Source organism: Frankia sp. BMG5.60 (genome assembly GCF_059428125.1).
On the sequence record NZ_CM182091.1, the window covers coordinates 1672388 to 1686017 of the forward strand.

Genomic DNA, 13630 nt, shown 5'->3' on the forward strand with positions numbered 1-13630 from the left:
CATGAACGTGCTGGCCCATGAACGTGGCGGCCCTTGAACGTGCCGGCGGGGCCCGACGTCGGCCGCTACCTGGCGACGGGGCGGCGCAGCCGCGTGGCGAGGCCGGCGGCGCCGAGGGCGGCCACGACCTTGGCGCCGAGTTCGATCACGCGGTCCATGCCCGCGTCGCCGATCGGCTCGTAGGCCAGCGCCGCGAGTTGGTCGGTCCGATCCTCGATCCAGCGCCGGCGGCGGCGACCCTCCGGCGTCAGCTCCTCCGGCGTCTCGGCCTCGGTCAGCCAGCCCCGGCGGCGCAGGCTCGCGACCGAGGCGTCCCAGGCCGGCGGGTCCCAGCGCCGGGAGTCGCGCAACAGCTCGCCGGGCCACCCCTCGTAGGCGGCGTGGATGACGAGCGCGTCGATGCCGCGCAGCCCCTCGAGGACGAGCCCGGCGATGTGCCCGTCGCCCCGGTGCTCGCGCAGCACCTTCGCCGCGTGCCAGATCACGAGATGGTCCTCGCGCGGCCACGGCAGCGAGGCGAGCCCGGCGAGCAGGGGACGGCCCTCCCTGTTCGCCGCGGCTGCCTCGCCCGCCGCGCGCGCGAGCTCGGCCAGCTCGCCGAGTTCCGCCGGGTCGATCGGCGCGAGCGCCGCGGCGAGCACCGGCGCGAACGCCGCCTGCTGCGCCGCGAGGATGGCCTCGGGTGACGCCTTGTGCCAGACGGCGGGAATGACGCTCTCGACCAGCCGGGGATTGACGTTGTAGAAGGTCGCCACCACCACGTCGGCCGGCGCCGGTCCCAACAGCGCGGAGCGCGTCACCAGGTTCACGACCGCGACGTCGTCGAGCCCGAGGTCGAGTCGGTGCAGCGCCTCGTGGACGGCCGGGCAGAGCACGCCGGCGCCGAACGTGGGCTCGATCGCCAGCAGCGCGGGTCGGGTGCGGGCCGCGTCCAGGCCGTCCGCCTCGCCGCCCGTCAGAATGTTCCGATCCGTGGTCATAGTCCGTCTCCTCTCGTCGCACGGGAATCCCGCCGCAACGGCGACCCGACCTGCCCGGTACGAAGACCCGACCGAAGAATAATATGCGTACACGCACCGGGAATCCACCGAATGGACGGCGGCGTTGATATCGGCGTTCCGGCCGCACCGGGCCCCGCACAGCCTTCGTGTGACATCCGGTGCACGAGGATGGTGTCGGCAGACTATCCGGTCCGCGTGGAAGCCGGCCCGCAGGGAGGCCCGTCCGTGCTACTCGGCAACCCGAATAAAGGTGGTCCGACGTCGTTCATGGTGTTCGCGGGACGCGGGGAATGATGGTCACGGCGGCACCGTACCACTCTCCAGCCGCGCGGTGAACAGCGTTGACCATCCCGCAACTCGTCGACCCACCGAAGCCGAGGCGACTAGGGTGATTCGGGCAGGATCGTCCGGCTTTGAGGGGCAGGTTTCGGTGACCGAAGCGGAAGCAGGAGACGCCCACGTCGGGCAGTGGTGGACCTCCCTGGGCGACGAACCTCAGCCGGCCGACCTCAGGATCGACCAGGCGCACTCCGCCCGTATGTACGACTACTACCTGGGCGGAAAGGACAACTTCCCGGCCGACCGGCAGGCCGCGGAACAGGTCCTGGCCACGTATCCGAACGCCAGGAACGTGGCCCGACACAACCGCGCCTTCATGATCCGCGCCACCCGGTTCCTCGTCGGCGACCGCGGGATCCGTCAGTTCCTCGACATCGGGACCGGCATTCCCACCTCGCCGAACCTGCACGAGGTGGCCCAGGAGATCGCCCCGGACACCAGGGTCGTCTACGCCGACAACGATCGTTTCAAGTCGGGTTGTGCACACCCTTGCCCGTGAGGCTCGGTGCCCCCGGCGCCCGTGAGGCTATCCACACCGGCATGGTTTCCCTCACAGGGTACGGTCTGTCGTTGCCCATCGGTGATCCCGGCAGCGCGTGGGACGTTTCATGAGGTAGCAGAGGATTCCGCCTCTCGATACGTCTCCGCGAGGACTTCCAGAATTGGACCTACCAATTCCTTGGAGCTAGCAGCCGTCACGCGCGACTTCGTCGTGTGGTCAGACCCGTCTCGATCAAAAACTGCCGCTCCAGCCTCTCTAGCTATCACAACTCCGGCTGCCATATCCCACGGCTTATTCCCAAGTGCGATACTTGCATCCGTTCGCCCGGCGGACAGCCATGCCAGGTCAACGGCCGCCGATCCAAACATGCGGACCCGCTCCACTTTCGGCGCAAGAAATCGCGACAGCGCAAGCCGGGCACGATTCTTCTCTTCAGATTTACTACCCACGGCATAGTCTCCGATTGAGACTATCGCATCGGAAAGTCGGCCCGGTCTGGTTACTGCGATTTTCCGTGTGCCCGCAAAAGACCCGTGCCCCTCCGCTGCGGAGTACCTTTCATTCATGAAGGGCAGGGCGATCACTCCCACTATAGGCCGCCCCTCACTGATAAGCCCCAGCGAAACACCGCATAGCGGTATCCCATGAAGGAGGTTAGAGGTTCCATCCAGTGGATCAAGAGCCCAGGTGTTCTTACTATTCAGAACTATCTCTTCGGCGCTCTCCTCGCCCAAAAAAGCGAGATTCGGCGTACGCCGCTCAAGGAATCTTCTGACCTCTCTTTCAACCGCTAGGTCAACTTCGCTAACAAAATCGCGATCCTCTTTCTCGCGAGCTTCGCCGGGTGGAGTGCTCATTATAGTCTCGACAGCGATATCTATAGCTTCGTGCGCGACGGCAAGAAGAGTGTTTAGGTGGTTCACAGAAACGAGCTCCGCTCTTCTAGGGAAGATAGTACTTCATCGAATGTCTTGAAGATTTCCCCGCCCTCCACTTCACGCATTGCGACCAGAGTCGGGGATTCAACCCCTCGGGTTTCCGGTAAGTACGGCTGGAAAACGCATTTACTATCGTCAACAATAATAATGTTGTACCGCAGCGGTTCATCGTAAACGCCAATACGGAGATTTTCGGAATTTCCTCCAAGATTATCTCTAAGCTTTAAAAGCAACTCGATATTGATGCGGGTCAACGCGGCGAGGTCGCCTAGCGGAAAGCCTTCTTCTTTCTCGCGCTCCCCGATATATCTGCCGCGAGGATCTAGGAAAAGGAAACACCCATGTCCGCCATCGACTATCTTGCGCCGAAGGGAGCGAGTGGGATATTGCTGGCAGACCAGGTTAAGCGAAAGGCCGGCAGCCCGAATATTTTCCGCGTTATCGAACAGTTCGTGCGCGGGAATTGCACTTGAGAACTCCGATCGAGTTGAAAATACCGCGACCACACCACCCATGCCAAAATGGCCGCTTGGCGCCGAAGCTGAATCTATTGAAAGTTCCGATACAGGAGTGGCCGGCAATTCCCCGCTCCACGTCTTGAAGAGATGTTCAGCCGTCCAGCCTTCAAACATTTTCTCCAGAACTCGACAGTGGTGCGGATACGGAAGTGAGATGAGCGCTCCAGAGAGCCAGCGGTGAAATTGTGCGCGGCTCGGCCAGGTGCCGACCAGGCTGCCGTCGATGATCTTTGCCGACCTGTCATATTCGCGGCAAAAAGTAGGGTAATTCTGCCAATGGCGCTGACGCAACAGCGTCTTAAGTGTCGTGCTTCTTTCCTCTGGCATCGACAGGCCTTCTCCACTCTTCTCGGTTTTTCTCCTTGCCATGATCATATCACGAGACGAGACCAAGAAGAGACAGAAAGAGACGAAGTCGCGAGTAAATGCGACTATCGCGATATTGCAGCGAGACAGAAGGGCGTGGTCCGCTCATCCCGGCACGCGCAGTCCCGCGCAGAAAGGAGAGGAGTGCCCAGGTTTGTCCCTGGAATTGATCAGTCTCTGACCCTCGGGAGCCAGAATGACGACCCCCCACGGTGCACCCTATGGACATAGAATCGCCACTGGTCTGCTGCGTGAGCTGCTGGTCGGTTACCAGATCACGCAGGCGCTCTACGTTGCAGCGCGCTTACACCTCGCCGACCATCTAATTCAGCCCACTACAATCGACGCTCTCGCCAAGGCGACGGGTGCCGATCATGAAGCCCTTCACTTCCTGGTCCGAGCGTTGGTCGGCTATGGGGTTTTGGAACGTAGTGGAGATCTCTACGTTACGACCGAGGTCGGGCGACTATTGGAAAAGGACCGACCCGACAGCCTGCGCCCGACCGTTATTGCCACGGGAAAGGAACGTTACCGGTCCTGGGGGTCACTTCTACAGACCGTACGTTCGGGGCGTCCTGTATTTTCGGCCCAGAACGGTGTGGCACTGCACGATTTTTATGCGGAGCATCCCGGTGCTGCGGCTCCGTTCAATGGAGCAATGGCAGCTCTCACCAACTCAATGGTCCATGAACTCATCGAGTCCTACGACTTCACCCGCCATTCTCGGGTGGTTGAAATTGGCGGCGGACTCGGGGTCTTCATGGCGGAGATTCTGCACCGGTATCCTTCGCTAAGAGGGTCTATCCTGGACCTTCCGCACGTCGTGGCAGATGCCGCCCAGGCACTCCCGCCACGTCTCCTTGGCGAGAGACTTACGCTCATCTCCGGGGATGCTCGGCAGCACGTTCCGGAGAACGCCGACCTCTACCTGATCAAAATGGTCTTGTGTGACTTCCCCGATGACGACGCGCTGAAGATCTTGCGCTCCGTGCGCAAGGCCATTGCGGGTGGGGGAACCCTTGTCATCTTCGACAAGCTTCGGACCGAAATCCACGACGACGAGGTTAGCCGACGAACGGTTATGTCGGCCCTCAACTTGCTGGTGATGACCGGCGGGCGGGAGCGATCCGAGGAAGAATATCGGCGCCTACTCGCCCGAGCCGGATTTGAGCTGGTCGACGTCATGCGTACCGAAGCACTCGACGGCGAAATCCACCGGGTCGTTGCCATGCCCGGCGAGGTGATCCCGCTATCATCCGGTGAATGAGCGATCGTTGGACCGTGCACCGCGAAGACGTCATCTACCCAAGCCCGTGGGTGAGCCTACATCTCGCGGACGTTGAAACACCCTCCGGCGCCCGAGTCGCGCATCACCTCGTTCGGGTTCCTGCTTCGGGCGCGGGAACCATCATGGTCAACCCAGACGGACGTATTCTCCTTCTATTCCGGTATCGATTCATCGTCTCCCGCTTCGGCTGGGAGCTCCCGGCGGGAAAGGTCGAGGAAGGTGAAGAACCGGCCGAAACCGCTCGCCGTGAAGCCCTCGAAGAAACCGGCTGGGAGCCGCAAGACCTACAACACCTGCTATCGATGAACACTAGTCCAGGATTGACCGACCAAGTTTCTCATCTATTCCTGGCACGGAAATCTGACCAGCGTGGTAGCCCTGTCGATACCGACGAATCCGTTTGTCTCCGCTGGTGCACACCTGCGGAGATACGAGCCCTTATCCAAGCGGGTGAAATTACAGACGCGTTTACGCTCTCCGGCCTGCTTTGGTATCTAACCCTAATGAGCTAACACAATCGTTCGGCCTGACGGTCGACGCGCGAGAGGGGGAGGTAATGCGTCGCCGTGTCTATCTGGTGCGGTCCCGCTGGTATGTCCTGAAAAGGCTGTTCGTGGTCGGTGGGGCGTGCCTTCTGGCGGCGTTCATGTTTCCTACGGTGGTGTTTTTTCCGCTGGCGGTGGTGGCGGCGATCCTTTTCGGTCTGTTCTGGCTGGTAGGAGGATGAGAGGATTGATTATCCAGCTCAACGAAGAGGATCTTCCTGAATTCGATCTTCCGCCTTCTAATGGGCTGATTATCTCGGGACCGGGTGAGGCCAAAGGCGATCGCGTGCGGGTACTCTTGGAGTTCCTGCCAACGGTGGACGGGTCGACCCTGCATGCCCGGCGAGCCGCAGTGCGGCCGGAGTTGGCGCGGCAGAGTTTGGTGATTCGCCCACGGGCGGCAGGGAACCGGAGCACTGCCGTTGCCTTTCTGGCGGGTCGGCAGTTGTTGGAGCACGAGCGGACCGCAATCCTTCCTGGTCCTGTGGTGACCTCTGCTTGTGCGCTCCCTCCGTACGCGGATGGCTGGCGGGGGATTCCACTGACGGTGCTGCTTACTGGTGGGGGTGGTGCACATCAGGTACAGCCGGTGTGGGAGTTCATGTCCCCTGACCGGTACACGGCGTGGCTGGCAGCGGGCTGCCCGTGAGCCGCCGCGCCCGTCCGGCCGGACGTGTCCCCCCGCCGGTGCTCTACGCGCCGTGGGACCGGCGGCTGTCTGCCGATGAACTGCCGGCGGTAGGTCCGTGGGCCCCCGACCGTGACGGGGTCGTGCTGTGTTACCACTCGCCCGAGATGCATGAAGGGGCGCCGGTGGTATTTCAGCGGATACGGATAGCCGATGTGGACTCCGCCTCCCTGGAAGTGGTTGCGGCGGCCGCCGTCCAGGATACCGAGATCACTACGTGCACGCTGCATCCCCGGGGAACGGATCTTCACCACACCGGCGTGGCAGTTGCGGCCGCAAACCGGCTGTTCCACGAAAATCCGTTCCCGCATGTCAACGGACCGATCATTACCGGCGCGGCCAGCAGCGGAGCGCCGGACCTTTCCGCGCTGCACGGCTATACCCGTATGATCCACGATGTGCAGATCGTCGCCCGGAACGGACCGGCAGAAAGCGTAGAGATATGGGAGCTCCGGCGGGTAATCTACCGGAGTTCGGATGACCTTCGGGCTGAAATTCGGCCCTGACCACCATTCCTGGCCGGTGACGGTATGCCGTCACCTTGGGGAGGTCCCACCCCCGAGCGAAACCCCCCTCTGCCGGGGCCGGACCTCCCCTCCCAGACGGATCGGCGGTAACTCGGGAATGCCGACCACCGGTCCCCCTGACCCCAGGTCGGATGATGCCAACCCTCCGACCTGGGGTCTTTTCGTGTCCGGAAGAACGTTCAGGTGCCGGTGGTTCCGCGTGGAGGCTCGGCGTTCTCCGGCCGAAATGTAGTGATCCACTGTTCTACATCGTCGGCATCCCACAGACGAATGTGGGCCGCTTGCTGCCGAGGTGCGGGGAAGGTGGGTCGATGGGTGAGCTGACGCGCCCGTTCGGAGGTGACGCCAAGCCGCCGCGCGATGTCGCCCGTCGTCCACAGTTCCCCGCTCATAGGCGAATCGTAGTGCCCAGACGAACCAGGCCCGTATGCTTGGGGTTGGCCAACCCCAAGCGGTGTCGTATGGCGGTCCGGAGCGGTGTGGCATCACCTCTCCGGACCTTCGGCCACCGCTGCCCCACGGATGCACAGGAAGCGGTGAACCATGACCACTATCCCCCCCGAGCCCTTCGCTCACGAACTCGTCCGCGTGACCCCGTCCGACGACGGCTACACGGTCGCTCTCCTCGGAGGAGCAACCATTCTTGATCTTCTGTCCGCGACGCTCGCGCTTCCCTCAGCGGCTTACACGGATCACCGCCCGGTGGCGCCCGACAGCCCGGACGTGCTCCTGACCTTCCGCTTCCTGCCACGCGGGGTCTACGTACCGGCGGCATGGACACCACAACCGCCGGAGAGTGCACCGGTCGACGGATGGACACCGCACCAGGAAGCGGTACACACGATCGCCTCAGCGGCGCCGCCCGGTCCCAGCGGCGCGCGACTCATCCAGTGGATCACACGGTGCGACCCGATCACAGTCATGGTTCTCGCGGACCTGATCCGGTCGACCACGCCACGCCGCTAAGCCGGCGAGGCTCGGCGCCGCTGTGGACGGCCCTCACGACACCGGGCGGTGTCAGCGTGCCCGACCTGGTGACCGCGACCGGTCGGAGCCGTAGGTGGGTGTACTACGCCCTGCACCAGCTCCAGGACGCCGGCAAGGTGCGCCAGACCGGCGGACGCTGGCACGCCACCCCCGCCCAGTCATGAACACCCACCGTCACCGCATTGGTGTGCACAAGGGTGTGCAAGGCACCGTGCAACGGCGTGCACACCGGTGTGCACGCACGGCCCTACGCGCGCGCGTGCGCGTCTGCGCGCGTAGGCCCACACCCACCTACCCCCGTGCACGCCAGCAACGGTCAGTGACACCACCCGACCCCGCCGGGCGTGCGCACCGGACCCAGCCGACGAGGCGCCCCACGGCGAACCTGCCCGTCCTCGTCGACCCCGCCGGGCGTGCGCACCGGACCCAGCCGACGAGGCGCCCCACGGCGAACCTGCCCGTCCTCGTCGACCCCGCCGGGCGTGCGCACCGGACCCAGCCGACGAGGCGCCCCACGGCGAACCTGCCCGTCCTCGTCGACCCCGCCGGGCGTGCGCACCGGACCCAGCCGACGAGGCGCCCCACGGCGAGAAAACCGGCCGAAAAGAAGACTCGCAGTGCCCCCCGATCCGGCCGCTAGCGACACACCATTGCCACGGTCACTCAACCCCATTCCGGGGGACGACGCCCGGGATGCTCATAGCGTCCGTGACGCACTCCCGCATGCTGAGATCGTCGTCATTCTCTCGGCGCAAGAGTTCAGCCTCCCTACCGTGCTCAAACACTTGAAAGCGGGAAGGACAGTTCTTGTCCTTCCCGCCCGAAGCGAGCCGCCTAGCGGCGCGTAGGAGAGGCTCAGGCCCCGTTCCGCACACCGCTTTCCCGGCGGAAGCACAGCCCATTACCAAGGTCGACTATTCCGTCTGTGTCGCTAGCGTCCGTGAAGCCCGCGCCAATCGTGAGTCCCCACTCGGCGCCATGCTGGGAGAGCGTCAGGCCCCACGAGTCCTTGATAGCGCGGACCATACCCCGCTTTTCGTCGGTGCTGGCGGTCGCCCACATGTGGGCGACCGTCTGCCCGGTCTCCGCATAGTCGTACACGTCCGGGATGATCTTAAAATTTTTGATCTCCGCTCGCAGAGCCTTTCGCTTAGCGAGCAGCTTCTCTGCCTCATCGTCGTCTTCCGTGACGGCCATGCTGCTTTTGATTTTGGCGATCTCTGCTTGCATCTCGTCACGCTCGTGAGCGTTGCCGGCCACCCGCTGAAACGCAAGTATGGGGGTCATGTCGGCGGACAACATGGAATCGATGACGTCGAGCACACCGGAGGCGTCACAGCCTCGGAAGACACCGCACGCCTTCCGCTGCTTGGCGCTCCCACCACAACGCAGCTTCGGAGTACGCGGGTTTCCGGCCGGAGTGTAACCGGCGTTGACATGCAGCTTTTCGCCGCACGACGGGCAGGCCAGCACGCCGGACAGCCAGTTGACGGGCCGCGCCACCGGGCGCCCACCCTTATTGCCCCTAGCGTCCGTCAGGTTCGCGGCAAGAACGTTGTTAACGCGCCACCACAACGGCGAGTCGACCACCGGAGTAACCTTATGCGCCCACGTCTCGGACACACCCTCGTACGTGTACCGGCATTCCACCACCCCGGTGTGGTTAGCGGCGAACCGAACAAGATTCTTGATCGATGCCGGGTACACGTCATAGTCGCGGGCAATGGACTGCAAGGACTCACGACCGGCGACACGCTCGTAAATGTCCCGCACAGACTTCGGGTCGGTGCAGTACGCCTGCTTCCCGTAACGCTCCCCCCGCGTCGCCCAGAACATCGGCAGCGGACCGTGATGCGCACCATTAGCGATGATCATGGAGATTCCGCGATACGTGGTCTGCTTGACCGTCTTGGACTTTTCAGCATTCGCGTGCTGAGCCACGAGAGTCACGATACGGCCAGCGAAATCCGTCCGACCGAACTGAGGCTCGGCGACCGAGATAATGTCGCCACCGGCCGCCCGAATACCGAGCAGGATTTCCGCTTGCGCGTCCAAATCGTCGCGACGGTCAAGCCGGGACGACTCGGTAACCATCAGAGTCGTGTAATCCCGACGCTGAATATCGGCGATCGCCTCACGCAAAGCCGGTTCCTGTGCGCCGTGGCTAGCGGAGTACCCGTGAAGCTTAAACCACTTGACGATCGTAATCCCGCGCTCAGCGGATTCCTCGGTAATAATCTTGATCTGCGAAATCTCATCCTGGCTACCAGTGGAAACTCGGACGAATCCCGCGCCTAGCTCGCCCACTGCCCCATCCTCGCTGTCGGTGCGGATCACGACCCCCTGCACCGTGCACACTACCCGACACCCTACGATCCGATCGTGCTCGCCCACGCCCGCGCCCTGCTGACCAGCAGCCCAGCGGGCCGCACCGCCTACCTCGACGCCGACCTGCGCGACCCCGGCCGCATCCTCGACGCCCCCGAGCTGACCGAGACCCTCGACCTGACCAGGCCGGTCGCCCTGTCGCTCATCTCGATCTTCCCGTTCATCCCCGACGCCGACGGGCCGCTCGACATCCTCCGAACGCTGCTCGGCGCACTGCCTTCGGGCGCCTACCTGGCCCTCACCCACGCCACCGCCGACTTCGATCCCGCGTTCGAGGCGTCGGCCTCCGCCTACCGCAACCGCCGCATCCCCAACCAGCTCCGCAGCCGCGCCGAGGTGGAACGCCTGTTCCTCGACCTGGAACTCCTGCCCCCCGGCGTCGACCTCGTCCACCGCTGGCTCCCCGACCCCGCCCACGCCGACCTCACCGACGCCGACGTCAGCGTGTACGGCGGCATCGCCCGCAAGGCGTGACCCGCCGGCGGTGACCCCGGCCCGCACCGGCGGGCCGGGGTCTCTGGACCGACATTGTGGCGATTTGTGCGGCATAGCGACGCTTTCTACCCGTTCGGGGCGGCTCTCCATGTTGTTGTTTCCCGCGCCCCGCGGAGGCGGCGGCACCCGAATATGCCCACCCGTCATTAGCCACGGAGACAGGCCTCGGTAATGTTGCCGCACTGATCAGGCCCGCGGAATCGATCAGTGCAGGATCGAGTGCACGGACGTTGAATCCGCCTCGACGGCGCCAGGTCCACGTCGTCGGCGGATGTGCCGTGCTGCCACCCGATTGGCGCGCCTCCGCCCACGTCCGTCCCAGGGAGCCTCATGTTCACGTGCCGCCATTCCAGAACCCTGGCGGTGAGCGCCATGTTACTTCTGGTGGTCGCCGGTGCCGGCGGTTGCTCAACCTCCGGCGTGGCCTCGGCGTCCACCTGCGACACCCCGGGGGTGACGGCTAACCACGTCAATCTCGGCGTCCTCTACCCCGACACGGGAGCGGTCGCGAGCGCCTTCGGCGCCGTCCGTTCCGGAATCGACGCCCGCCTGGGCGTGGCAAATTCCACCGGCGGCGTCCACGGCCGCACCATCACCTACACCTGGCGGGACGACCAGGGCGCCGCCGCCACGAACGAGACCGCCGCCCGCGATCTCGTCGACGGCGAGCATGTCTTCGGCATCATCGAGGCGACCCTGGCCGCGGGCGGCAGTGCGCAGTACCTGGCGGACCGGAATGTTCCGGTGACCGGCCTGGCAGCCGAGCAGGTCTGGTCGAACTACGCGAACATGTTCGCCTTCTCGTACGTCAGCGCCGCTCCCACCGACACCTACGGGCAGTTCGTACGGTCCCAGGGCGGCAGCCGAGCGGTCGTGGTGCAGACCGCGCTGTCGACCGGCGTCTCCGACGCGGCGGCGAGATACGGGCGCAGCGTGGACGCTGCCGGTGTGCAGGTCCTCGACACACTGAACTACACCCCGGGCGCGGACAGCCCGCAGTCGGTCGCCCAGCGGATCGCCGCCCTCGATCCGGACACCATCATCAGCGTGATCCAGCCGGACGCTCTCGTCGCGGTCCTCGACGCGCTGCGCGCCGCGGGCCGAAACCCGAAGGTCGTCCTGTCCGCGAGCGGCTACGACCGGCGGCTGCTGCGCGCCTACGGCCCCCGTCTGGCAGGACTCACCGTCCCCGTCTTCTACCGACCCTTCGAGTCCGGCGGCCCGGCGATAGCCGCGTACACCACGGCGATGACGCGTTACTCACCCCAGATCAGCCAGCCGGAGCAGGACCTGGCCGTGACCTCCTACATCGAGGCGGACATGTTCATCCGCGGCCTGGAACTCGCCGGCGACTGCCCCACCCGAGACGGCTTCATCACCGCGCTGCGATCCGTGACGCGCTACGACGCGGGCGGTCTGATCAGCCCGATCAACATCAGGACCGGCCTCGGCAAACCGACCACCTGCTACTCCTTCGTCCAGGCCAACGCGAAGGGCACGGCGTTCGACGTGGTGGCGCCGGATCTGTGCGGCAAGGAGCTCACCCCCTGAAGCCCTGACGTACCCGCTGCTCACAGGCTGGGCTGCGGGACGTCACGGTGCTGCGTGATCCACGAGCCCGCCGGGCCGTTGAGCATGCGGGCCCGGTGGAGGCGACGGTGGAACAGCGCGACGAGCTCGGCGTCGTGGCGGCCGTCGTCGGCGAGGACGAAGTCCTCCAGCTCCCGCTCGCCGTCCGCCCACGACCGCGGGCGCCGACCCACCAGGGCGGCGGTGTCGTCGAGGTCCGCGGCGACGACCGCGGCCCCGATCTCGTCGATCCGCTGCAGGTGTCGGGCGAGCCGCACGGACATGCGGTTGTGGTACCGCTGCGCGCCGGCGCCGAGGTCCTGCCCCTCGAGTGAGCGGGTGAGGTGCCGGTGCGCCGGTCCGTAGGCAGACCCGATCGGCTCGGGTTCCGCCACCTCCGCCAGCTCGACCCCGACGGCGGTGGCGATTCCCTCGAGCGCCATCAGGTTGGTCTCGATGCACCAGTGCAGGTTGAGCATGTAGTCCGTGCCGGGCACCGGATCGGCGAGCACGGAGTGGAACTCGAGCTGGTTCGACAGGGCCCACAGAATGTAGTGGTAATGGACGGCCTGGAGGTCCACCGCGGTGCCGCTGCGTTCCTCGTAGCGGCGCATGAGGGGGGCGAGGTCGCCCAGGGCGACGAACGGGCTGCGGACCCACATTCCCCCAAGATCCTGCATGGGGTCGCCGACGTGCCCGAACTCCAGATCCAGCAGCGCGGTGATGCGTCCGCCGGAATGCAGGAGCTGGCCGGCGTCCCAGACGATGGCCGACTCGCGGCCGCGCGAATCGGGACGATGACGTGACAGCCAACCCAGCACGAACTCCTGGAAGGGATCGGGCCGCTTCTTCAGTTTCCGATAGGCGGACTCTTCGAAGTGTCGCAGGCCCACCGAGCCGGGATCCTCGCCGGCACCGGCGCGCACGATGTCCGCGTCCACGAACGGCGCCACGTCGAGCGCGTGCAGCCGGACGAGAATGTCGATGTAGTCCTCCATCGCCCGGCGGCGTTCGTCGTCCGGCACGCCCTCGAAGGAGTCCCGTCCCTCGACGCGCGCCATGACATACGCCCGTGGCTGTTCCGACCAGCCGTGGACGGCCGGCACCGGAATGCCGTGCTCCTGCAGGACCGACTGGAAACGCATCTCGTGGCGCAGCGGGAACGCCGACGGCGAGTCGACCCGCTCGCCACGCACATATAAGGGCAGGATCTCGCCGTCGCGTTCGACGTCGACCCACCAGGCCGGGCGCCAGCGCGCCTGCCGCTCGACGCGCACGACCTTCCCGCCCACCTCACGTTCCAACCAGCCCGTGATCCATTCGGCGTGCCCGTCACTACGGTCAGGCAACCTGGCCTCCCAGCGTCATCGCGGCCGGGACCCCTGTTCCCACGCCACGCTCGTCACCGACCTGCCGCGGTATCTCGGTCTTCGGGCCGCACGCATGCGCAGGGCGGGCTACGAAGGTCAGCATGAACGT

General features: G+C 65.1%; 12 protein-coding genes and 2 pseudogenes. 8 read left to right on the top strand and 6 right to left on the bottom strand.

Annotation, left to right across the window (positions count from 1 at the left end):
• Positions 1 to 65 precede the first annotated feature (65 nt).
• Positions 66 to 980: an SCO6745 family protein gene (locus tag AC5R91_RS06720; protein ID WP_495396270.1), complete on the bottom strand. Its 915-nt coding sequence runs from the start codon at positions 978 to 980 to the stop codon at positions 66 to 68.
• A 451-nt stretch (positions 981 to 1431) separates the two neighbouring features.
• Here AC5R91_RS06720 and AC5R91_RS06725 point away from each other — a divergent pair.
• Positions 1432 to 1803 (top strand): annotated as a pseudogene (locus AC5R91_RS06725) (SAM-dependent methyltransferase); the annotation flags it as partial.
• Between the two features lie 143 nt (positions 1804 to 1946).
• Here the strand turns inward: AC5R91_RS06725 and AC5R91_RS06730 are convergent.
• Together AC5R91_RS06730 and AC5R91_RS06735 are read right to left on the bottom strand one after the other, a co-directional pair.
• Entirely contained in the window at positions 1947 to 2765 is an 819-nt protein-coding gene (locus tag AC5R91_RS06730) for an inositol monophosphatase family protein (RefSeq protein ID WP_495396271.1), read from the bottom strand.
• Positions 2762 to 3673: a DUF5919 domain-containing protein gene (locus AC5R91_RS06735; RefSeq protein WP_495396272.1), complete on the bottom strand. Its 912-nt coding sequence runs from the start codon at positions 3671 to 3673 to the stop codon at positions 2762 to 2764. Before AC5R91_RS06735 ends, AC5R91_RS06730 begins: the two co-directional genes overlap by 4 nt.
• Before the next feature lie 187 nt (positions 3674 to 3860).
• On the opposite strand from AC5R91_RS06735, the gene AC5R91_RS06740 reads away from it, so the two are divergent.
• The 4 genes from AC5R91_RS06740 to AC5R91_RS06755 all read left to right on the top strand — a co-directional run bounded on the left by AC5R91_RS06740 (position 3861) and on the right by AC5R91_RS06755 (position 6691).
• On the top strand, positions 3861 to 4931 hold the full coding sequence (locus AC5R91_RS06740; protein WP_495396273.1) for a methyltransferase: 1071 nt from the start codon (positions 3861 to 3863) through the stop codon (positions 4929 to 4931).
• On the top strand, positions 4928 to 5464 hold the full coding sequence (locus tag AC5R91_RS06745; protein WP_495396274.1) for an NUDIX hydrolase: 537 nt from the start codon (positions 4928 to 4930) through the stop codon (positions 5462 to 5464). Before AC5R91_RS06740 ends, AC5R91_RS06745 begins: the two co-directional genes overlap by 4 nt.
• 44 nt (positions 5465 to 5508) lie before the next feature.
• Positions 5509 to 5679, top strand: coding sequence for a hypothetical protein (locus tag AC5R91_RS06750; RefSeq protein WP_495396275.1), 171 nt, complete (start codon positions 5509 to 5511; stop codon positions 5677 to 5679).
• A gap of 505 nt (positions 5680 to 6184) precedes the next feature.
• A complete protein-coding gene (locus AC5R91_RS06755) occupies positions 6185 to 6691 on the top strand; it encodes a hypothetical protein (protein WP_495396276.1) in 507 nt (168 codons plus the stop codon).
• A gap of 200 nt (positions 6692 to 6891) precedes the next feature.
• Here the strand turns inward: AC5R91_RS06755 and AC5R91_RS06760 are convergent, their stop codons facing one another.
• Positions 6892 to 7104, bottom strand: coding sequence for a helix-turn-helix transcriptional regulator (locus tag AC5R91_RS06760; protein ID WP_495396277.1), 213 nt, complete (start codon positions 7102 to 7104; stop codon positions 6892 to 6894).
• Between the two features lie 630 nt (positions 7105 to 7734).
• On the opposite strand from AC5R91_RS06760, the gene AC5R91_RS06765 reads away from it, so the two are divergent.
• Positions 7735 to 7863: a hypothetical protein gene (locus tag AC5R91_RS06765; RefSeq protein WP_495396278.1), complete on the top strand. Its 129-nt coding sequence runs from the start codon at positions 7735 to 7737 to the stop codon at positions 7861 to 7863.
• A gap of 691 nt (positions 7864 to 8554) precedes the next feature.
• On the opposite strand, the gene AC5R91_RS06770 is transcribed toward AC5R91_RS06765, so the two are convergent.
• Entirely contained in the window at positions 8555 to 10036 is a 1482-nt protein-coding gene (locus AC5R91_RS06770) for a recombinase family protein (protein ID WP_495396279.1), read from the bottom strand.
• Between the two features lie 36 nt (positions 10037 to 10072).
• On the opposite strand from AC5R91_RS06770, the pseudogene AC5R91_RS06775 reads away from it, so the two are divergent.
• Positions 10073 to 10561: pseudogene (locus AC5R91_RS06775) on the top strand (SAM-dependent methyltransferase); the annotation flags it as partial.
• A gap of 393 nt (positions 10562 to 10954) precedes the next feature.
• A complete protein-coding gene (locus AC5R91_RS06780; RefSeq protein WP_495396280.1) occupies positions 10955 to 12133 on the top strand; it encodes an ABC transporter substrate-binding protein in 1179 nt (392 codons plus the stop codon).
• Between the two features lie 20 nt (positions 12134 to 12153).
• Here the strand turns inward: AC5R91_RS06780 and AC5R91_RS06785 are convergent, their stop codons facing one another.
• Positions 12154 to 13500 (bottom strand): phosphotransferase, encoded by a 1347-nt coding sequence (locus tag AC5R91_RS06785; RefSeq protein WP_495396281.1) that lies wholly within the window; start codon positions 13498 to 13500, stop codon positions 12154 to 12156.
• Positions 13501 to 13630 lie beyond the last annotated feature (130 nt).